The organism is Aeribacillus sp. FSL k6-2211, from assembly GCF_037966125.1.
Lineage (GTDB): Bacteria > Bacillota > Bacilli > Bacillales > Aeribacillaceae > Aeribacillus > Aeribacillus composti.
In genome coordinates, this window is record NZ_CP150190.1 from 3,245,001 (window position 1) to 3,267,151 (window position 22,151).

A 22,151-nucleotide genomic window follows, 5' to 3' on the forward strand; every position below is an offset into this window, starting at 1 on the left:
ATGGTAATGTATTTTAACGCTCGATTCAGATCGGAAAGATACTCGTTCCAGTCAAACAATATTTTTCCATTATTTAAACATCAGTCGATAATTCTCCGGCTACTGCCTAAAAAATTTGTTGCTATATTGAGTGCTGCCTTTTCATTAAGTAATCCATAATATTTTCAGTAGCATTGCATTAAGTTAATTTTAATTTGTCAAGCCCAATTTTATGTTAAATTTCATCTTTTTGGATATAAAAAAACTCCTTATAATTAGGATTGGCAGTCCTATCCAAATCCTAAGAATAAGGAGAAACCATTATGGATAAGAATACCACAGAATCCACAATAAATGAACTATTTAAAGAGATCGATCCAATAACTTTTTCAAAACTAATTAATGTGATTGACGTTGACAAATACATTAAAAAATTAACAGCGTATAAGTTTTTACAACTTTGTATCATCGCTCAGATAAATGAATTGGAAAGCTTAACAAAATTGGCCAAACATTTGAAAGACAAGGAAGAGTTGCAGACATATCTGGAATTTGATGCAATTAGTACTTCGCAACTTTCTCGCAAATTAGGCCAATTATCCCCTCAACTGTTTGAAAAAGTATTTAAATATCTGGTCTTAAAGATCCAAGGGCAAATGAAAAATGCCCCGATCATCCGAAACATTGGTCGTCTTCTGGTCATTGATTCTACCACGATGAGCATGAGTTTGAGCCAATATCCATGGGCAACTTTTCGTAAGACAAAGGCTGGTGTTCGACTCCATTTAAAGGTTGTTGTAACGAAGGATATCACTGTTCCGGATCAAGGGATTATCTTACCCGCGAAACATGCCGATCGCACACAGATGGACGAACTCATTGAAATCGATCCAAATGCGATTTACTTGTTTGATCGAGGGTATGTCGATTACAAACAGTTCGACCGCTTATGCCGAGAAGGGGTGCGATTCATTACCCGGCTTAAAAAGAACGCAGAGATTGAAGTTTTATCGGAACGGATTCCCAATCCAGAACGTTTGATTTATAGGGATCAGATTGTCATTTTAGGAAATGACCGTAATCATACCAAAATGACTCATCCTCTCCGATTGATCGAAACGGTCGACAGCGAAGGGAATCCCGTGATCATCATAACCAATTGCTTTGATCTTTCTGCGGAAGAGATTGCAGATTTATACCGATATCGCTGGAAGATAGAGACCTTCTTTAAATGGATGAAACAGCACCTTAAGATAAAAAGATTTTATGGAAAAAGTCAAAATGCCGTTTACAATCAAATTTGGATCGCCCTAATCACCTATTGCTTACAGGCCATGCTCCAATTAAAAGTGAATCACGATGGTCCTTTATTAGAGATCAAGCGAACTTTACAGAATCTGCTTTTTAAAGGTTTTGACTGTTTTGTTCGCTCCCTTTTTAAAAAGCCAATTCGAACGTCCAACGGTCGGAAAAAATACCATTGGGAAAAAGATTTTGAAACCATCGTGTACCAATTTGAAGAAGGGGAGGTGGAACACCTAGACGATTTAGTTTATGATCCAATGTTTCTGTAATATATTACCAAATTGTGGAAATGGACTGCCGATTAAGACGTCATTGTCCTTTTAAGCTTGCTTAGAAAGATTGTATGTCTGAATATTCAGTTACATGAAATAACTGGAATTTTTATTGAGCTTGACAAACATTAAATTTTTTTATGCAACGCTACTGTAATATTTTATAATCAAAGGTTTATCGGAGGTTTGTATAAACAACAGCAGCAAAGCAAAGGCCAAATAATCGGATTGCAGAGAAGCAGCATTCTTTTTCTATTAAATAATACAGCTAATGTATCTGGATGGCGAGTCCTTTCTTTAAGTGTATATAGATTCGCTGCAAATCATTTATTCATCCGCTGTCTGAATAAAACACATTAAACAAAAGCTTCTATAAATAAAAAAAGAAATACTGTTAGCAATTGGCCGTTCTGTGACGAAAAAAAAGTGAAAATATGCTATAGTAGTGTTCAGGAGGTTTGTACAATGGCTAAAAAATATACAAGCAAAATAAATAAAATCCGCACTTTTGCCTTAAGTTTAGTATTTGTTGGTTTTATCATTATGTACATAGGCATCTTTTTCAGAGAACATGTATGGGTCATGACCATTTTCATGCTGCTTGGTTTATTATCCATCATCGGAAGTACTGTCGTCTATTTCTGGATCGGGATGCTATCGACGAGAGCTGTTCAAGTTGTATGTCCTTCATGCGGGAAAGTGACAAAAATGCTCGGTCGTGTGGATATGTGCATGTATTGCAGAGAGCCTTTGACTCTTGATAAAGAGCTTGAAGGCAAAGAATTCGACGAAAAGTACAATCGTAAATCAAGGAAAAGAGAAAGCTGATAGTTTGTTTTCCTACCAGCTTTCTCAGTGCATATTTTTTTCTTTTTGCTGACATGCAGGGCATTTCCCGTATATTTCCATTCGGTGGTGGCTAACTTTAAAGTTCGTTACATGCTCTGCAAGATCCTCCACCTCGTCTAAACCTGGATAATGGAAATCAACGATTTTTCCGCATTCCTCGCAAATGACATGATAATGCTCCGTTGTCACAAAATCGAATCGACTAGATGCATCGCCATACGTTAATTCTTTTACCAGTCCAACTTCACGAAATACCCGAAGGTTGTTATAAACAGTTGCAACACTCATGTTTGGAAACTTACCTTCTAACGCTTTATATATATCATCAGCAGTTGGATGATTCATTGAATTAACTAAATACTCCAAAATCGCATGACGCTGCGGAGTGATGCGGACTCCCGTTTGTTTTAAAATTTCAAGAGCTTCCTTTAACGTATTGTCTGACATCGCCATGCACCTCATTTCTTGAAAACATTCTTATTTTGTATCATTATTACTTTATAATATTTATAATTAGTGTACATTGATTATAAGACTTTTGTCAATGGGAGCGTTTAATTTAGTAGAACATTTTATCTATCCATTGAAAAAATGCACCAATTTAAGAAAAAGATTTTCGCTTTTGCACGGGAAAAAGCGGGCACAAATGCCCGCCTTGACAACATAGGGTGAACAGAGCAAATCATTTGCTGTCATTCTTCTCTATTTTGAATAAATGTGAGGGCTTCTTCAACATGTCCTTTCACTTTTACTTTTCGCCATTCTTTCACTAATATTCCTTGTTTGTCTATAATAAAAGTAGATCGTTCGATTCCCATGTATTCTTTTCCAAAGTTTTTCTTTAATTTCCATACTCCGTATTGTTCCGCAACTTTATGATCTTCATCAACGAGAAGCAAAAAAGGGAGCCCGTGCTTCTCTTTAAATTTTTGATGTCGTTCCTGCGGATCAGGGCTTACTCCTAAAATGACGGCATCAAGCTCTTGAAAGCTTTCATATTTATTGCGAAAATCGCACGCTTCCGTTGTGCATCCCGGAGTCATATCTTTCGGGTAAAAATACAGCACTACATATTTTCCTTTAAAATCAGAAAGTTTTACTTTTTCTCCAGTGTCAGCAGTCAGCTCAAAATCTGGTGCAGGCTTTCCCACTTCAGCTGCCATATCTAATCCCTCCAGTTGTTCATTTTATCTTCAGCGTACCGAATTTCGCTTCATGTTACAACTATTGTTTCTTCTCAATATCAATCATTGTTTTGGCAACAACAACCGTAGGCAATATGTAGCCAATCATCGCCTGTACAATTGCAATCCACCTTCCAATGCCGAAAGGAGTGATATCCCCATAGCCTACAGAAAACAGCGTAACTGCACTAAAGTATAAGCAGGTGGTTAAATTTTCTAAATACGTCCCATAAAGAGGCCGCCCAGATTCAGCTAAAATCGGAAAGCCGTATTGAGTTAAAATTAAATAAATCACACCAAATCCTAACAAAAAAGAGGCATATACTAAAGCAATTAAATATACAGTTTCAAACGTAAGGAACGTACCTCTTTTCACAGCAGAAAACATCGTTCGAATGCTCATAACCAAACAGAACATTATCCCTGTTCCTACGACAATCGCCATAATTTCCCCCGAAAATTATTGTTTGTACATGTTATTCAGCCTTATTGAATTTTATCACTAGCTAAAGGAAACTTGTTCGTCAACCAAACTGATGTCAACAGCCTCTTTGAATTTTATCGCTTAACGAAAGGAAACTATGATCAGCTTCCTGCCCCTCGATATCGCTTCACTCCAATATTCCAAATAATAACCGACAAAATAAAAAACAGAAGGCCTATCACAGGAGTTAAAAAAGCGTAAATATACCAATCCGTTTTTCGTAAAAAATAGGAAGCCGGATAAACTCCCACAAAGGCAAACGGCAAAATCCACGTTAAAATAAAACGTATCACATCGTTGTAAATATTTACTGGATAGCGGCCGTAGTTTCCAATGTTATACATCATTGGCATAATCGATGTTTTTGCATCCGACCAAAACCCAATCGATGCAAGCGCAACAAAAATACTGCCGCAGACAAGGGTGCCGCCAAATACAAATAGAATAAAAATAAAAATGTCATACCAATGAAAAGTAAGATTCAGCCGGGCTGCTGCATACCCCATGACAACAAGCCCTGTAATAACGCCAAAAAGCGATTCAAGCTCCATTCTCTCCAATATCACCTGAAACAAACTGTGGATCGGTCTCGTTAAAATGCGATCCATTTCACCGTTTACAATATATCGTTCATTAAAATCCCAAATGTTAAAAAAGGTGCTGAATAAAGCATAAGGAACTAAGAAAAAGCCATAAATGAAAATAATTTCATCTCTTTGCCAGCCGCCAAGCGATTCTGTATGTCCAAATACGACGAGAATGAAAACTAAATTTACTGCCTGAAACAATAGATCAGACAATATCTCTACAATCATATCCGCTCTGTATTCCATCCTTGTTTTTAAATATTGAGCGATATATTGAAAAAACATTGACACATAAAACATTTTTTCACCCCCCTTGAATAATCATTTTTCTTTTCGCAACCGCCCACATAGTACAAATTGGAATGATCAATAAAATGGACCAAAACAATTGAAAAAGAATAGCGTCTGTAATTTCAGCCTCTTGGAATCCTTTTGTAAAGATCATGCTTGGAATGTAACTGATTGCTTGAAAAGGCAAATATTCCATTATTTCTTGAGCCCAAACTGGGTAGAAGCTAATGGGGAGCAGCAGTCCGGAAAACAAGTCAATGATGACGCGTTTTGCTCTCATTAGTCCATCGTTGTTAAATAAGAAAAAAGCTGAGATTCCTGTCAATAAATTAATTTCTGTATTAATAACAAAACTAAAAAATATGGAAATGGCAAAAAAACACCACGCCTGCAAATCAAGCGGCAATTCGAGCGGAAAAATAAAGCTTACAATCACCATTCCAGGCATGGAAAAAAAGAAAAGGCGAAAAACGCCTTCTCCAAACGCCTGCATCGTTTTCATGCCAAGATAATTGTAGGGACGAATCAGCTCCACTGCCACTTTTCCTTCTCTAATTTCCATTGCGATTTCCCTGTCGATGTTGTTAAAATAAAATGCCCTTGCCATCCATGAAATTGCCACGTATGTCACCATTTGCGCTGCATCTAAACCTTGAATGCTTTCTTTTCCCCCATAAATGGCTGTCCATAAAAAGTAGTAAGCACCGATATTAATGCTGTATATGAGAATTCCAGAATAATAGTTTGTCCTGTAAGCGAGCATCATTAAAAAACGGATGCGGATCATTTCCAAATATTTAGACATTCATGATCACCTTTTCTAAGTTACTGTTCGCATCACCTTTTTCATAAATGTTGCGTATAATCTCCTCCGTTGATATTTCTTTAATGCTTAGATCCACGATAGTTTGAGCCTTCATGACGCGGCTAATGATTTCCGGCATTTCCTCATGATTCGCAATTTGCGCGATCCAAACATTGCTTTTATCTCCCTTCATCCATTGCACGTGAAAACCACTCGTTAATTGCAATAAAAGGGATTCATCAACAGAAGAGGCAAATTGAAATTCAATTTGCTTCCCTTTTCCCCAATTCCCGCGCAAATGGTCCAAAGAGCCGTCATATATAATTTTTCCTTCATCAAGCATTATGACGCGTTCACACAATGCTTCTATATCCGCAATATCATGTGTCGTCAGCAAAATCGTTGTTTTGTATTTTGCATTTATCTCTTTCAAAAATTCACGAATTTTCAGCTTGACTAAAACGTCCAAGCCGATCGTCGGCTCATCCAAAAATAAAAGAGGAGGATTATGAATTAATGCTGCGGCAAGCTCGCATCTCATCCGCTGCCCTAATGACAGCTTTCGCACCGGCTTATCTAACAAAGGGCCGATATCCAGCGTTTTAATGACATGATCCATATGTTCGTTATAATCTTGATCGGACACTTTATATACCTTTTTTAAAAGCCTGAATGACTCTTGAACAGCAATATCCCACCAAAGCTGTGAACGCTGTCCGAATACAACACCGATTGTCCGGACAAACTTTTCCCGTTCCTTATGAGGATTCATATTGTTCACCAGGACCTTCCCTGATGTCGGTGTTAAAATCCCTGTTAGCATTTTGATCGTTGTCGATTTTCCTGCGCCGTTTTCACCTATATAACCCACCATTTCTCCCTGTTTCACTGTAAAGGAAATATCATTAACAGCTCTGTTGATTTTATAGTTTCTAGTGAATAAATCGCGAAAAGCCCCCTTTAATCCAGAGCGGCTTGAATAGCTCTTAAATTCTTTGCGCAAATTCTCTACTTCAATGACATTCATAGCTGTAACCTCCATCGATCAATCACAAACATTAGTTTACTCGAATTATTTGAAATTAACAATTTGCATGCACCTTTTTTCTTTTTTATGAAAAGTGCTAGAATAAACGAGGATGCTTGAATATTTTTGGCTGTACAGTTAAGTAAAAAAGAAGGTGAAACAATGAATTTTACAAAATCAGAACAGCTGCATAAAGAAGCGCTCGAACATATTGTAGGAGGGGTAAATAGCCCGTCCCGTTCTTATAAAGCTGTCGGCGGAGGAGCACCTGTTGTAATGGAGCGGGCGCAGGGTGCCTATTTTTGGGATGTTGATGGCAACAAATATATCGATTACTTAGCAGCATATGGCCCGATCATCACCGGCCATGCACACCCTCATATTACAAAAGCAATCAAGCACGCTGCCGAGACAGGCGTCCTATATGGAACACCGACGCCTCATGAAATCAAATTTGCAAAAATGTTAAAAGAAGCTATCCCTTCTCTAGAAAAGGTCCGCTTCGTCAATTCTGGAACAGAAGCAGTAATGACAACAATTCGAGTTGCCCGTGCATACACAGGAAGGGATAAAATCATTAAATTTGCCGGGTGCTACCATGGACATTCCGATTTGGTGCTTGTCGCAGCAGGATCAGGTCCATCGACCCTTGGAACGCCTGATTCCGCAGGGGTACCAAAAAGCATTGCTCAAGAAGTTATCACTGTACCTTTTAATGATGTGGAGGCGTTTGAACAAGCTATTCATAGATGGGGAAATGAAGTTGCAGCCGTTTTAGTTGAACCAATTGTCGGAAACTTTGGTATTGTGGAACCTAAGGAAGGATTTTTAGAAACAGTCAAACAGCTTACTCACAAAGCAGGCGCGCTGCTTATTTTTGACGAAGTTATTACAGCGTTTCGATTTATGTACGGCGGTGCCCAAAATCTGCTTCATGTAGAGCCTGATTTAACCGCACTTGGAAAAATTATCGGCGGAGGCCTTCCGATCGGAGCTTACGGCGGCCGTAAAGAAATTATGGAGCAGGTGGCGCCATTAGGACCGGCTTATCAGGCAGGGACGATGGCAGGAAACCCTGCATCGATCTTAGCAGGAATTGCTTGTTTGGAAGTGCTGAGCGAAGAAGGAGTTTATGACTATCTTGATAAGCTCGGCAGGATGCTTGAAGAAGGCATTTTAAACGCTGGAAGATCATATAATATACCGATCACCATCAACCGTTTAAAAGGTGCATTAACAGTATATTTTACACGCGAAAAGGTGACGAATTATGAGCAAGCCGAAAAAACAGACGGAGAAATGTTTGCTAAATTTTTTAAACTGATGCTTCATCAAGGCATTAATTTGGCGCCGTCTAAATATGAGGCCTGGTTTATTACAATCGCTCATACAGAAGAGGACATTAAAAAAACCATTTCGGCAGTCGAACAATCGTTTAAACAGCTTTCACATGACAAAAAATGAGTCTTACTAAAGCGCCTACTGCACAAGCAGGCAAAATGAAAAAGTAAATCTTTAAGCAGCCTGAGCCCGATATTTATGGACTCAGGTTGTTTATTTCTTTTGGAAACGATGGAGGTGATGTAAAACTGCCGCCTCTTCAGTTGTACGAAAAAAGTGCAAAAGTTCGCTCGATCACAACGTAACTATTTGGTCTGTCTATATTAAAGGATCATATCATATTACAAGAGTGTTAATTTTTTCCTTTCTCTTAAAATAACCTTGAATATTCGTGTTAAACAATGTATAGTCTGAATAGCTTACAACCTTTTTGATGAAAGGAAGGAAAAATTTTTATTCAACATGAAACTTGGAGCCCGTATCTTAAAAACAGGTATTGCAATTACACTGGCATTAATGCTGGCAGAGATGCTTCATTTTCCATCTCCAGCATTTGCAGGGATTGCAGCTATCTTTGCGATACAGCCGTCAATATATAGATCATATTTAACCGTCATTGAACAAGTTCAGGCAAATATAATCGGCGCTGTTGTCGCAGTTTTATTCGGGATTTCTTTCGGAACAAACCCGTTTATTATTGGTCTTACAGCAGTGATTACCATTGCTATTTGTTTAAAATTAAAGATTGAAAACACAATCGCAATTGCTTTAGTAACGGTTATTGCGATACTTGAAACAACAGGTGACGATTTTGTACAGTTTGCTACCATACGGTTTTTAACGATTTTACTTGGGGTTTTATCAGCTTTTTTTGTTAATTTGATATTTATGCCGCCAAAATACGAAACAAAGCTTTACCATAAAATCACCGAAATTTCCCATGAGATTATGAAATGGATTCGGATCAATATTCGAAATAAATCTGAGTTTGCCCCTCTTAAAGAGGAAATAGACAAAATCAAAGATCAGCTGATAAAACTTGATCATTTATTTTTGCTTTACAAAGAAGAGCGAACTTATTCTAAAGCGAAGGTATTGCCAAAATCAAGAAAACTTGTCCTGTATAGACAGATGATTATCACAACGAACAGGGCATTTTACACATTGCGCCAAATTCATTGCTTGGAAAACGAACTTCGGCAAATACCTAGAAAGCTCCATGAAATGCTTATATCAGAGCTTGACTTTTTATTAATTTTGCATGAGCAGGCGCTGTTAAAAATAACGAAAAAAATTAAAAACAATCACGATGAAGACCTGCTTCCTTATGACAAATTTAACCGAAAAGAATTCATTCAAGCGTTTTTGAAATTTGAAAAAGAAGCGGAAGATTCCGATTCGTTTTACCAAATACTATCTTTAGTCTCCGCCATCGTTGATTATCACGATCAATTGGAGCATTTAGATACATTGATTAACAGCTTTCAACATTTCCATAAAAAAGAAAATAAAATTCATGTGGAGGATGAAGAGTAAACAAGTTCATCTCCGTATATTACAGCCTTCAGAAGGCGATGAAAAAAGCAAAAAATTGTAAAAGACTACAGAATTTCATTCATGAATTCAGTAGTCTTTCATCTTTTTTAAGACAATCATTTCATTTATTTGAGAAGCTGAATGACCTCTCTTCTCTCAGAAAAGTATCGGGAGCTTTTCTGCCTTGAAAATAAATCTTATTTCATTTTTATCCGCTGCAAATAATGACAGGAATTTCATGGACGCAGCTTTGCGGATAAAGGCTGCGTTTTAATTTGTCTTCAAGATCATCCAACTGCTCCCCGCCGAAATGCTGTTTCCAAACCGCTTCATCTTGTTAAATTGAAATCGTCTTATATCATCCAAGCGCAGGCAAGTTTTATATCATTTGGAACAGCTGTATTTTCTCAGCTTTCCAACTCAAAGCTTTGTTGGATGTTATCACAAGGAGGCTCCTTTAGAATCACGGTCAGCTTTTTGAGCTCAAAGCTCTCAGACAGTCTCGACCTGCGTTTCACTTCTACTAATAAAATAAATAGGAGCTGTCTAATAAGTCGTTTTTTCGGCTTATTGACGCCCCCTTTAATGTTTTAGAAACGTTGATATATCGATGTTTATGATTTTTTTTGTTTTTCAATGGGGATTTGACTTTATGGACAGCCCCTAATCTAAAAATGTGCTAAGCATTGCTTTAATCTCCGCTAGAAAACTTATTTATATTCGTTTCGACCGCTTTATTGTTTAAGGAATGGTATTCATTCAATATTTCACATTGTCTTAAGTTTAATTCAAAAACTGTCAGCGGATCATAATAAATCTCTGGGTTTGTTTTCAAGCTGTCCAATTGTTGTTGATCTGTCCGAATTTGCTGCTCTCCTTCTTGCACAATTTGTTCAAGATTGTGAACAGGTTCACGGAAAAACATTTTCACATCTCGTTCAATTCCTTTTTCAAATAAGTCGAATTGAGCAAAAAATTTTCGGATCATCGATTGAATCGCATCATCGAATGTTTCAGTTTCAATGTATTTTTTGTATTGCTGTGCGATAAACAGCTTGTTTTTCCCAATGGACGAAAACAGCTTTCCTGCTCCTTTTAATATAACTTGTGCAGGCTTAAAGCGGTTCATAATATTTTCTTCTTCGATGTTCACCACTGTTGTCAGACGATCAATATCCCGCCGCCAATCATCCACTACTTTGAAATCAGACATAAGCTTCACGCGGTCATGACCGTACAATGAATTAAACGATTCACACATTTCATCTAAATAAACTTGGCATTGTTTTAGCTCGCTTTCCGCAAATGAAACCCATTCTCCCATTTTTTGCGACATTTTTGGAAGCAGCGTTTCAGCAAAATGCGCCTTCACCTGATCGTTCATTTTTTTGTTCAATTCTATGTGTAAATGGCTGAAATCGCTGTTTTCCGTTATGAATTTCGATGCAGATCGCAAAATAGTCCTTAACTCATCATGAAGATCCTTTTTTATTTCTTCCAATGTGGAACGGAGTGACTGCCTCAATTCCTTAGCTTTTTCATTTTCCATATCGCCAAGGCTGTGTATTAATCCTTTTAATCGAGACACGATTTCTTTATTTTTATCGATGTTTTCTTCTAAATGCTGCTCTAATTCCATCCGTTTGCTATAAGCATATTTAATAGCTTTTTTCAAGAAAAACAACAGCTTCTCCGTTTTGTTATCTTGATGAAACGGAAAACGTGAATGAATAAATTCAGCGAAGGACTGTTTCCGCTTCTCTCCTTCATTTCTTGAAGGGAATGGGAAAAATTCAGCTTCCGGGAAAAAGTCAAGTATTTGTTCTTTAAAATGATTATGAAGCATGCCGCTATCTTCAAGCAAAAAGTAAATTGGAAGCTCCTTTTTTAAAGCAATCGATGCCAGGCTTTCTACCATTTTCTCAACTGAAGCAGGTTGATGCTCTGGATGGACATATACCAACCCATCAGCCAGTTGTATATATTCCTTTAGCTCCTCTTGATCAACATGCTCTATGTCAGGTACTTCTATTAAACTTAGCTTATGATCGTTTAACAAATCATTAGGCGCACATACCGCAACAATTGTTCCATCTTCACGAACTGCCGCATCTTCTTCAGCGAATACATCTGTTATGCTTTCATTATTTATTTGCTTTATGTCTGTCCGGTCTTCATGGCAGTAAATAGTAATTTTTGATGAAGGAATGCTTGGAAGAGAATGGCCAAGCAGCGATCGGGCAAAACCGCTTTCTCCAACAATGAGCAAATAATGTTCGTTCTGTTCAAAAATCTTTTTTAATATCCAATGATATTTCTGCCCAAGATTTACTTGATTTATTTCCGCCCAATCGGCCAGCTTCGCAAATAGCCGTTTTTTGGCTTCATGACCATCAGCACGATCATGACTACCTGATGCCAAAACGTGCTCCGCTTCTTCAATCACTTTCTCATCTAAGCTTGAACGGTAAATTTCACTCCATGCAACGACAGCTGCTGCAGCGGTCGATAGTTGTTTTCCTGTCGATAGTTTCAGCCAATTGGCTAAAATGTCCGGCATAATATCTTGAAGCTCTTTTAGTAAATATGATCCGCCAAGAAGCTTATTATAGGATTCTTCATAAAAGCGCGATATTTCATCCCAATGCTGAAATTCGTCCACTTTCACATTGAAAATTAGATTGTTTATCGTTTTTAACCATGGAATAAAATATTTTTGATCGTGTTTATAGCATCGCCACAGCGAAACAGCAAGCTTCTCGAATTGCTCTACGTCGGTTCTGTATAAAACCGTTAATGCTTTAAAGAAATAATCCGGCTCTTTTTCTTTGACAAAACCTTGTTCAACATAATTGATCAAACGCTGAAACCATTCCGCTTTTTCAGTCCGAATTAATTCTTCAACCGTAAGATGGACAGCTTTGTCCCAATCTTCCTGTTCTTCATAAAATTGAATAGCGATGGTGGATGCTTGACCATGGTCAGGGTTGATCGATACCGCATCACGAATCGCCTCATACGCCTTTTCTTTTTCTCCTTGAAGGCGGTAAAGCGAAAACAGCTTTAGCGATGCTTCTGCTTTAAGAACTTTTGAATCCGTTTCAATGGAACGGTACATTTCTTCCGCAGATGAAAATAATCCTAATTCAAAATATGCATCTCCGATATTTTTTCTCGCCCATGGCGCCAGCTCATTCTCTATATTTTCCCATTTAAAAATTGCCGCTTCATAATCTTTGTGGTGGAAATACACTTCTCCTTGAGCATAGCGTACATAAGACAGATCATATGCGACCTTTTTTTGTTCTTCTTGAAAAAGCTCCCCAAGCAGTTGGATCGGATGTTTCGTTTCATTTTCTTTTAATAATGTTTGATAAAAGTTTTTTTCAATTAACTGCTTTTCCGCCGCCATGACAACCTCCGTTCTTATACGAATTTAGTCTTTTCTTTTATTCTACCAAAATCGTTTTTTCAAAAGGGATTGAATCAAAAATTTATGAAAAACTTGACTGGCAAAAGTCTTGCTAAAATTAAAGTATATTATGGATTTCAAAGCAAATGACTAATTACCCATTTTGCCGCGGTATTTTTTACCATTCACCCAATTGCTGAATTTGAAATAGTTTATAGTAATGTCCGCGCTTTTTCATTAGTTCTTCATGAGTTCCGGTTTCAACAATTTTCCCGTTTTCAATTAGTACAATTTTATCTGCATGAGTAATTGTAGACAGACGATGGGCAACAATTAAGGTCGTACGGTTTTTTGCCAGTTTATCAAGGGCTTCTTGGATAAATTGTTCACTTTCTAGATCCAAAGCAGACGTAGCTTCATCCAAAATGAAAATCGGCGGATTTTTTAAAAATACTCGGGCAATTGCAATTCGCTGTTTTTGACCGCCGGATAACTTCACGCCTCTTTCGCCCACTTTCGTATTATAGCCATCAGGCAAACTCATAATAAACTCGTGAGCGTTAGCTGCTTTGGCCGCTTTTATGACCTCTTCATCCGTTGCATTTGGTTTGCCAATTAAAATATTCGTTTTTATCGATTCACTGAATAAAAAAGGATCCTGCAAAACTATGCCGATCTGGTCCCTGACGCTTTGCACTTTATAATCTCTAACGTCAATGCCGTCCAACAAAATTTTTCCTTCCGTTACATCCCAAAACCTCGGAACAAGACTCACAAGGGTGGATTTTCCCCCTCCGCTCATCCCGACAAAAGCGACCGTCTCCCCTTTTTGAATCGTTAAATGAATATCCTTTAGTACAAATTCTTCGTTGTCATGATAACGAAAGGATACTTTGTCAAAAATAATTTCCCCCGAAAGTTTGTCTGCTGTTATTGCATCCTGTTTATCAACAATATCGTAAGGTTCGTCCAGAAACTCAAATACTCTGTCCATTGAAGCGAAAGCCTGTGTTAAAGTAGTTGATGAATTGATCAAACGGCGAAGAGGATTGTACAACCGATCAATATAGGCTGTAAAGGCAACCATCGTCCCGATCGTTAAATTCCCTTGTATCACTTCATAAGCCCCGTAAAAAATGACGAAAAGAGGCGCTAGGTCAGTAACGGTATTAACAACAGCAAACGTTTTTGCGTTCCATTTTGTATGATCAATCGCCCTGTCAAGAAAATTGCGATTTTCACGATCAAATTCTTTTTGTTCATGCTCTTCATTCGCAAAGCTTTGAATGACAGCCATTCCGTTGACCCTCTCATGCAAATGCCCCTGCACCTCTGCCAGCGCCTGCGACCTAACTCTTGTCAAATGACGAAGCCTGCCGTAAAAATATTTAACTGACAATCCGTATATAGGAAGCAACATAATCGATACAATGGTCAACGTGACATCCATCGTAAACATAATCCCAATGGCAAATATAATAGTAAAAAGGTCAAGCCATAGATTCATAAGGCCCGTAATAACAAACGTCTTTGTTTGTTCAACATCATTAATCACCCGCGAAATAATTTCTCCCGCACGATTGTTTGAATAATATCTTAAGCTCAGCCGCTGAAGATGAGTAAACAATTGATCGCGAATATCATATAAAATTTTGCTTCCCGTCCATTGCGCAAAATATTGCCGATAATACTCGATCGGCGGCCGTATGACGAGGAATATAAACAACATGATGCCCATTAAAAAAAGAAGCATCTCTATCTTTACGTCATTTGATAATGATCCGTTTAAAATATTGTCGACGATATATTTCAATACGAGCGGAATTAACAAAGGAATGCCAAACTTTATAATCCCGATGAAAATCGTTAAAAAAATTTGTTTTTTATATGGTTTTACAAATTGAAAATAGCGTTTAATCGAACCCAACCATTTCTCTCCTTTCAGATCAATGCAATCGAGTAGGAGGGAGCGATTAACTCCCGTCCTCTCACACCACCGTACGTACGGTTCCGTATACGGCGGTTCAATTAAGATAATTGACGCAAGTCTTTATAACTTCCGTGAATAGCTGTTCTCTTTATGCCAGTGGTCACTCCACCCTCCAAGAGATCTCCCACGGGATTCACCGCTTCCTCCCTCAAGTGAGGTACTACGTTTTCTGTGTTCATCATGACTCACTGAATGCCAAGGGCTATTCTCTCTTAATTGTTCGGTCCTTCTTAGTTGTTCTAGACCAACTAATACTATGACCTCTGCTGACTTCTGACTGTTCAGCTATCTATCACTAGATAGGTTACCAAGGTTACTTGGCGTGCCAGCCAGACCTCCCCGGGTAAGAGTGTAATCTTTCCTTCCATCCATCTGCTTCATTTACTCTGTATCACCTTCGGCAGAAAGGGCTTTGTTTTGTCTTGCAAACTCACCCAGTGATACCTAGCCTCATATGAAGTTCGTGTTCCTCAGACCGGAAGTTTGCCGCTCGCTTCCTTCAGATTCCGCGTCACCACGGACACCCTTGCGTTAAGCTAACTGCTACTTCTGCCTTCGCAGCTCGGGACTTTCACCCTATAGATTACACCCATGCCGGGCGCACAAGCGAAAAGTCTGTTGATATTCCAACAGACTTTTCCATCATAAATATGTTAAATATCTTTCATACCACTGATCGATAAATTCAGGGGAAAACGGACCTTTTCTACCGCGTATCCAATAAATTAATTTGTTCACATTATTCTTTAAGATACGGTCAATGACTTGCGGATATTTCATTGATTTCTTATGCCGTTCATATTCATCTTCATCTAACAGTGTATAGGTCATATCCGGGAACACTTTAATATCCAAATCATAATCAATATACTTTAATGCCTCATTATCCCAAACAAAAGGAGAACTGATGTTGCAATAATAATAAATGCCGTCACCACGAATCATTCCAATTACATTAAACCAATGACGTGCATGAAAATAACAAATCGCCGGCTCCCTTGTAATCCAAGTTCTGCCGTCAGCTTCGGTAACCGTTGTTCGATCGTTGCCGCCAATAATACAGTTTTGCGATCCTTTTAAAACGGTCGTTTCCTCCCAAACACGATGAATGCATCCATTATGTTTATAACTGTGTATTTGAATGATATCTCCTTCCTTTGGCAGCGCCATTTTGTTCCCTACTTTCTAATGAACAGTTCACATCAAATCCGAAAAAATCATTTTTCTTTATTATAACGTTTGATATTCAAAAAGAAAATAAAAGAGCCATGCCGCTAAAATGGCTGACTCGAGTCATACATTTCGATTTGGTACATTTTAATAACTTCTTCCGTTTGCTTTTCAAACGTTTTTTGAATGTCTATCAACTCATTTTTCATTTTTTCAATTTCTTTTTGCACAGAACGCAATTTCTTATCATCATTTTGTCTCAAAAATTCCAATTCCATTTGTTGATAATGCTCTATTTTAGATTGAAGCGATACAAGCTTATCCATCGTTTCAAGCTGTTCGCCAACTAGCAGATCAAAGCGGTTATATGTATTCAAATGAATCCCTCCCTAATAAAATGTTTATGGATACATATTCTAACTATTTCACTTGATTCCTTTGACAAGTTATGTAGACCCCGAGTTCGACAGTCACTAGGCAAACAAAATGCCTCTCATCCCTTGATACCAAAGGGACGAGAGGCATTTGGGCATACGTTGGGCGTGTATCTAGGTGCGAGGATGAATGCCTAGAATCTTCGGAGGAGGCTCCAGCCCTAGAGCCGCAAAGAATTGAGCCTGTTTGGCCGTCAGTTCGGTTCGTTGATAAAGGTCACCGTTTTTTGAAGAAAAATGTCCAAGCATGAGACGTTCGCATTCGTCCCTTACGTTCGGCCACGATTCATAGGTTCGAATCTCCACGATCCGAACTAACAAGAGAGCAAGCCAACTGAGCAGCACATGCGCCCGAATGCGGTCTTCCAAGCGATGATACATAGGCCGCAATTCCAATGTAGACTTCAATGTTCGGAAGGCCTGCTCAATATCCACCAGCTGCTTATACCCGATGGCGACATCTTCGGCAGACAAGGTGTCATCGGATGTCCGGATGAGATATTTGCCGTCGTACTTTTCCGCGTCACGAACCGCTTGCTTGTCGATGCGAAGGGTTCCGTCCTTCAACTGGCGCAAGTATTTTCCGTAGGACGAATGGGAACGCAACCGGCAGGTCGCCTTATGATGGGCTTCGTTTGGGAGTTGGCGAAGCCCTTCTAACTCCTCTTTCAGCGATTCAAGCAGCTTTTCTCGCTCCTTGCGTTGGCGTTCGGCTTCGCTGGGATTGTACACGAGAACATAGCGCTGACGCGCTTCTCCGTCGCCGACGATGATTTCTTTGATGTGCAAATTCTCGTCCACTTCATGATAACGTCCGCGACGACTTAAGGCCTCTTCGACGGCGGCTTTGCCGGATCGCATTTTTTCGCCGACAATGTAGTGTCCGCCGGCCTGTTGCAAGATTCGCAAATTCTCTTCAGAGGAAAAGCCGCGGTCCATGACGCTGATCACACGTCCAAGCTTCCAGCCAATCAAGTCTTGTTTCACCTGTTTGATGACCGTCATGTCCATCGTATTGCCAGGCCATACCCAAGCGCGAATCGGGATTCCTTCCCGGGTGACAGCCAGCCCAATGACGATTTGAACCAAGTCTGGGCGTTTGTCTTTCGAGAATCCTTGTTTTCGAAGCGATTCTCCTTCCGGTGTTTCAGAGGGATCCACTTCGAAGTACGACGAAGTCGTATCGAAGTAAATCAAGTCGACTTCCAAATTCAATAAATCGGCCACAGCATGGAACACTTGACGTTCCAATTCCGGCTGCACGGCCAACAGTTCATCCATCGCCCGGTACAACTGGTGGCTGGCGGCTTGAGAAAGGTGAGGGATATACACGTCTTTCTCCACCCACTCCTCCATCGCCAACTTGCTTGACGGATGAAGGGCGCGATTCGCCACCATGGCAAAAATCAGCCGTTCCAGCGAAATCTGGTGATGTCGGGAGGTAAACAAGGAGTGGAGAATCTCTCCCAACCCCAGTTGTCTCCAGAGCTGATCCAAGAGCCAGACGCCGCCGAGGTGTTTGCATGACTGGAATTGAAAGTCATCGGAAGCTTCTCCTGTCAACGTTTCGACTTCCCAAGCCTGCTCAGGAGAAAGGAATCGCGAAATGCTTTTGGCCAGACGTTCCAAGACGGCGCGATCCACTTCATCTTCGCGCCCGAATGAATAAATCACCTTCGCTTTCGCATATTTGGCCTTTGGATCCCATTCATTGTGAGCAAGCTGGAGATAAGCAACGGTTGTTCCATCCTTGTTTTTGCGTGTGACTCGTCGTATGTACATGCCTATATTATAACGTATAAAATTTATTTTTAAAAGGAAAAATTAATAAATCGTGTGCCTATGAAATTCGGCGTTTTTTCCTAGGATCCGCATTACGAAACCCTTGATATAACAGCATTTTGGTCATTTCCATTTGCCTAAAATGACCTCAAAACTGTCGAACTCGGGTAGACAATTAAGAAGTTTTGTCGTATGAACGCTTAGGTCAAAATTATTATTGACTCTCCATTCATTCATTATGTACAATCTGACAAGATTGAATCATTACAAACTTTGATTTTTTTAGAGAGAAAGGAAGTAACTATATCGTGTGGGAAATCATCACAGCAGTCATTTTAGGCATTGTTGAAGGGTTAACGGAATTTGCCCCTGTTTCTTCTACTGGACATATGATTCTTGTTGATGACATTCTTCTAAAATCTAAAGAATTATATTCAGAGCCTGTCGCCAACTCTTTTAAAGTCGTCATTCAGCTTGGATCAATATTAGCAGCGGTGATCGTATTTAAAGATCGCTTTTTCGATTTATTACAGATTAAGAAAATGCAGCATCAAAACGGTCAAAGATTAACGCTTGGCCTTGTCATCACAGGACTTCTTCCTGCTGCCGTCTTAGGTTTTTTATTTGAAGACTATATTGATACGTACTTGTTTTCCGCTCATAGAGTATTAGTCGGCCTTGTGTTAGGGGCATTATTAATGATTGCAGCAGACCTATTTGGTCCAAGAAAACCGAAAGCAGAAACGGTTGATCAAATTACATACAAACAAGCGCTAACCATCGGCCTCATCCAATGCATTTCCCTTTGGCCTGGTTTTTCGCGTTCCGGTTCAACGATTTCCGGCGGGGTTTTAGCCGGTTTAAGCCATCGTGCAGCTTCCGATTTTACGTTTATTATGGCTGTGCCGATAATGGCGGGGGCGAGCGGTCTTTCTCTTATTAAAAACTGGGAGCATTTCACAATCGACGTCCTGCCGTTTTTTATCGCCGGATTCATCAGTGCGTTTATTTTCGCGCTTTTGGCCATAAGATTCTTTTTGCAGCTGATCAACCGCATTAAACTTACACCATTTGCTATTTATCGGATCATTTTGGCGATCATCATCTATGTTTTTTTCCTTTAATAAAAGAAAGCGGAGAGCTGAAACGTTCTCCGCTTTTTGCCTGGCTCTTTTAAAAGAAACATTCAAAATTAATAGTTAAGAATTTTGTTGTTTATTTTGTTCAGATTGTTGATTTTGTTGTCTTACTTGTTGTGCATCTGTTTCAGCAGCAAATTCTGTTCCAAATCCTTGAGCTGATTGTTGGTTTTGCTTTCTCACTTGTTGAGCATTTGTTTTGTTTTGCTGTTGTTTTGCCATCATTTTTCACCTCCACGTCATATATCATGTCCAGGAGGGAAAAAACTTATCCAAAAAAATTTGCAGTTACAGCAATAAGGAAATGCCTCCATCTACGATCAAAGTTTGTCCTCTTATCATGAAAGCTTTTTCAGAGAGCAAAAATTCAACTGCATTTACGATATCCTCTTTTTCAATCATTCTTCCAGCCGGAGTCTTTTCTTTTGCTTCGTTTAAAATTTCCTCCCTGTTCGGAAAATGTGTCAATGCATCCGTATCGACAGCTGCGCCGGAAACCGCATTTACTACAATATTTTTCGGTGCTAATTCAACTGCTAAATATCTAGTTAAAGCTTCAAGAGCTGCTTTAGAAACCCCTACTGTCGTGTAATTTTTTAAATAGCGAATAGACCCTAAAGAGCTGATGCTCACGATGTGTCCGCCGCCGTGTTTTTCCATCAATTTTGCTGCTTCCTGCGCACAAAAAAGAAGTGCTTTTGCATTAATATCCATCGTCCAATCCCAATGGGATTCTTCAATTTCCATTAGAGGGCGTAAAACTCCAGATGCTGCATTGTTTACTAAAATATCAAGCCGTCCAAACGTTTTGTCAATTTCTGCAAACATTTCCTTTATTTTTTCAGGTTTTCCGACGTTTGCCTTCACCACAAGCGTTTTCACACCAAGACGTTCAATTTCTTCCGCGGTTTCGATCGCCTTCGATTTGCTGCGAGCATAATTAATGACGATGTGATACCCTTTTTCAGCAAGCCTCAAGGCAATAGCTTTGCCGATTCCTCTTGAAGATCCTGTGACAAGCGCTACTTTTTCATTCATATTTTACATCTCCTTATGTATTGAATAGTTATTTCTATCGTAACAAAGAATAGATATAGAAAAACATATAAAAAGGAGTTTTTGTAAATTGCCTATACGTGATATGACAGAGCTCTCCATGATCTCGAAGCAAGCTTGGAGCAGTGAAGAGCTTCAGTATTATCACCGCGCCTTTCAACAAATTATGCCTTACCTGAATATAGAAGGTCATACTATTCACCGTGAAATTATAGAAGAAATTGAAGCGCGCGGCGGTATTAACAAAGACTGATTAAACCAATTTTTAGAGGCATAATGGATGCAATCGGTACATGCCGATTGCATTTTCATTCACTTCCCGATGGAATTACGGCTCCACTTGTATGCCAGCTTTTTCCTTATAAAGAGCAAATATTTTTTGATGAGGTACAGGAAAAGCATATCGATCAATATCCTTGATGAAAACTTTTTCAAGCTCTTTCATTGATTCATCGCTACAAACTTTGCCGAAATAAACATTAATATTCCATGTCAAATGGGAAAAAACATGCTGAATCGTTCCTTTTAGCTCGCTTAATTCCGCTTCAACACCGTATTCTTCCCGCAAAAAATTTTCTAGATATATCCTTTTAGGAATTCTGTTTGTGCGAACTTCGCAATTTGGAAATTCCCACAAATTCGCAAGCAGTCCTGTGTCAGGTCTTTTATGAATATATAAATCGTTGTTTTGCACTAAAACCGCGCAAGCAATCGAAACTTGCTTTGTTGATTTGCTTCGTGTTTTTACTGGCAGCTTTTCCTGTAATCCTTCTGAAAAGGCAAGACAATGCTCCTGTACAGGACAAAGCAAACAGGACGGAGAAGTCGGCGTACAAACCATTGCTCCCAATTCCATTAATGCTTGATTAAAATCGGAAGGACGTTTTTTTGAAATAAGATTTGCAGCCGCTTCTTCAAATATTCTTCTTGTTTTTGGCTTTGCTATATCTTCTTCAATCAGTAAAATTCTTGACAGCACTCTCATCACATTGCCGTCAACAGCAGGCTCAGGCTTGTTATAAGCAATGCTTAATATTGCTCCTTTCGTATAAGGCCCAATTCCTTTTAATTTTCCAAGCTGCTTCGGGTCATCCGGAAGTTTTCCTCCGTATTTTGCTGCTACCTCTTTCACTGCACTGTGCAAATTTCGGGCGCGCGAATAATAGCCTAGGCCTTCCCATGCCTTTAAAACCTCTTCTTCATCCGCATTTGCCAGCGCCTCAACATTCGGGAATTTTTTAATAAAATTGTTAAAGTACGGTATAACCGTTTCCACCCGTGTTTGCTGAAGCATTATTTCAGATACCCATACTTTGTATGGATCTTGGTCCTTTCTCCAAGGCAAATCTCTTTTTTCCCGTATATACCAGCCGATCAGGTCCTCCTGAAATGTTTTAATATCGAAATTCTCAATTTTTTGCAGTGATTGACCCATTTTTCAATATTTCCTCCATTATGCACTTCAAAATATGTTACACTAAAAAGAACTTATGAATTTATCGTACATT

General features: G+C 39.1%; 19 protein-coding genes and 1 pseudogene. 6 read left to right on the forward strand and 14 right to left on the reverse strand.

The features are described from left to right. Nucleotides 1-302: 302 nt before the first annotated feature. Nucleotides 303-1,553: an IS4 family transposase gene (locus NSU19_RS15695; protein ID WP_339197272.1), complete on the forward strand. Its 1,251-nt coding sequence runs from the start codon at nt 303-305 to the stop codon at nt 1,551-1,553. A gap of 468 nt (nt 1,554-2,021) precedes the next feature. Beyond that, the gene (locus NSU19_RS15700; RefSeq protein WP_063386249.1) at nt 2,022-2,384 is read left to right on the forward strand and encodes a YgzB family protein; all 363 of its coding nucleotides are present in this window, start codon (nt 2,022-2,024) and stop codon (nt 2,382-2,384) included. A 24-nt stretch (nt 2,385-2,408) separates the two neighbouring features. On the opposite strand, the gene perR is transcribed toward NSU19_RS15700, so the two are convergent. From perR to NSU19_RS15730, 6 genes are all read right to left on the reverse strand, one after another. Beyond that, on the reverse strand, nt 2,409-2,852 hold the full coding sequence (gene perR / locus NSU19_RS15705) for a peroxide-responsive transcriptional repressor PerR (protein ID WP_186439264.1): 444 nt from the start codon (nt 2,850-2,852) through the stop codon (nt 2,409-2,411). A 245-nt stretch (nt 2,853-3,097) separates the two neighbouring features. Then, the gene (gene bcp, locus NSU19_RS15710; RefSeq protein ID WP_339197275.1) at nt 3,098-3,568 is read right to left on the reverse strand and encodes a thioredoxin-dependent thiol peroxidase; all 471 of its coding nucleotides are present in this window, start codon (nt 3,566-3,568) and stop codon (nt 3,098-3,100) included. A 61-nt stretch (nt 3,569-3,629) separates the two neighbouring features. Then, on the reverse strand, nt 3,630-4,034 hold the full coding sequence (locus tag NSU19_RS15715) for an ion channel (protein WP_063386252.1): 405 nt from the start codon (nt 4,032-4,034) through the stop codon (nt 3,630-3,632). A 140-nt stretch (nt 4,035-4,174) separates the two neighbouring features. Further along, on the reverse strand, nt 4,175-4,960 hold the full coding sequence (locus NSU19_RS15720; protein WP_063386253.1) for an ABC-2 family transporter protein: 786 nt from the start codon (nt 4,958-4,960) through the stop codon (nt 4,175-4,177). A gap of 4 nt (nt 4,961-4,964) precedes the next feature. After that, on the reverse strand, nt 4,965-5,756 hold the full coding sequence (locus NSU19_RS15725; protein WP_339197278.1) for a daunorubicin ABC transporter permease: 792 nt from the start codon (nt 5,754-5,756) through the stop codon (nt 4,965-4,967). Beyond that, nucleotides 5,749-6,783, reverse strand: coding sequence for an ATP-binding cassette domain-containing protein (locus NSU19_RS15730; protein WP_063386255.1), 1,035 nt, complete (start codon nt 6,781-6,783; stop codon nt 5,749-5,751). The genes NSU19_RS15725 and NSU19_RS15730 overlap by 8 nt, the downstream gene beginning before the upstream one ends. Before the next feature lie 162 nt (nt 6,784-6,945). Here NSU19_RS15730 and NSU19_RS15735 point away from each other — a divergent pair, with 162 nt between their 5' ends. Beyond that, nucleotides 6,946-8,247 (forward strand): glutamate-1-semialdehyde 2,1-aminomutase, encoded by a 1,302-nt coding sequence (locus NSU19_RS15735; RefSeq protein ID WP_130158649.1) that lies wholly within the window; start codon nt 6,946-6,948, stop codon nt 8,245-8,247. 339 nt (nt 8,248-8,586) lie between these two features. Beyond that, complete coding sequence (locus tag NSU19_RS15740; RefSeq protein ID WP_066247279.1) at nt 8,587-9,660, forward strand: aromatic acid exporter family protein; 1,074 nt, start codon at nt 8,587-8,589, stop codon at nt 9,658-9,660. Nucleotides 9,661-10,351: 691 nt separating this feature from the next. Here NSU19_RS15740 and NSU19_RS15745 read toward each other — a convergent pair. The 5 genes from NSU19_RS15745 to NSU19_RS15765 form a co-directional block, all read right to left on the reverse strand. Beyond that, nucleotides 10,352-13,072 carry a GTP-binding protein gene (locus NSU19_RS15745; protein WP_339197281.1) on the reverse strand — a complete coding sequence of 907 codons (2,721 nt, stop codon included), beginning with the start codon at nt 13,070-13,072 and terminating at the stop codon, nt 10,352-10,354. 178 nt (nt 13,073-13,250) lie between these two features. Beyond that, entirely contained in the window at nt 13,251-14,999 is a 1,749-nt protein-coding gene (locus tag NSU19_RS15750) for an ABC transporter ATP-binding protein (protein ID WP_339197284.1), read from the reverse strand. Between the two features lie 705 nt (nt 15,000-15,704). After that, the gene (locus NSU19_RS15755) at nt 15,705-16,232 is read right to left on the reverse strand and encodes a DUF402 domain-containing protein (protein WP_063386259.1); all 528 of its coding nucleotides are present in this window, start codon (nt 16,230-16,232) and stop codon (nt 15,705-15,707) included. A gap of 104 nt (nt 16,233-16,336) precedes the next feature. Beyond that, a complete protein-coding gene (locus tag NSU19_RS15760) occupies nt 16,337-16,609 on the reverse strand; it encodes a YgaB family protein (protein ID WP_232515610.1) in 273 nt (90 codons plus the stop codon). Nucleotides 16,610-16,780: 171 nt separating this feature from the next. Then, complete coding sequence (locus NSU19_RS15765) at nt 16,781-18,448, reverse strand: IS1634 family transposase (protein ID WP_044899596.1); 1,668 nt, start codon at nt 18,446-18,448, stop codon at nt 16,781-16,783. Between the two features lie 308 nt (nt 18,449-18,756). Here NSU19_RS15765 and NSU19_RS15770 point away from each other — a divergent pair, with 308 nt between their 5' ends. Beyond that, the gene (locus NSU19_RS15770) at nt 18,757-19,572 is read left to right on the forward strand and encodes an undecaprenyl-diphosphate phosphatase (protein WP_130157647.1); all 816 of its coding nucleotides are present in this window, start codon (nt 18,757-18,759) and stop codon (nt 19,570-19,572) included. A gap of 75 nt (nt 19,573-19,647) precedes the next feature. Here NSU19_RS15770 and NSU19_RS15775 read toward each other — a convergent pair. Next, nucleotides 19,648-19,791 (reverse strand): annotated as a pseudogene (locus tag NSU19_RS15775) (gamma-type small acid-soluble spore protein); the annotation flags it as partial. An 84-nt stretch (nt 19,792-19,875) separates the two neighbouring features. Further along, complete coding sequence (gene fabL / locus NSU19_RS15780; protein ID WP_063386261.1) at nt 19,876-20,625, reverse strand: enoyl-[acyl-carrier-protein] reductase FabL; 750 nt, start codon at nt 20,623-20,625, stop codon at nt 19,876-19,878. A gap of 103 nt (nt 20,626-20,728) precedes the next feature. On the opposite strand from fabL, the gene NSU19_RS15785 reads away from it, so the two are divergent. After that, nucleotides 20,729-20,896 (forward strand): cytosolic protein, encoded by a 168-nt coding sequence (locus NSU19_RS15785; RefSeq protein WP_339195822.1) that lies wholly within the window; start codon nt 20,729-20,731, stop codon nt 20,894-20,896. Between the two features lie 75 nt (nt 20,897-20,971). Here the strand turns inward: NSU19_RS15785 and mutY are convergent, their stop codons facing one another. Further along, nucleotides 20,972-22,078 carry an A/G-specific adenine glycosylase gene (gene mutY / locus NSU19_RS15790; protein WP_339197288.1) on the reverse strand — a complete coding sequence of 369 codons (1,107 nt, stop codon included), beginning with the start codon at nt 22,076-22,078 and terminating at the stop codon, nt 20,972-20,974. Nucleotides 22,079-22,151 lie beyond the last annotated feature (73 nt).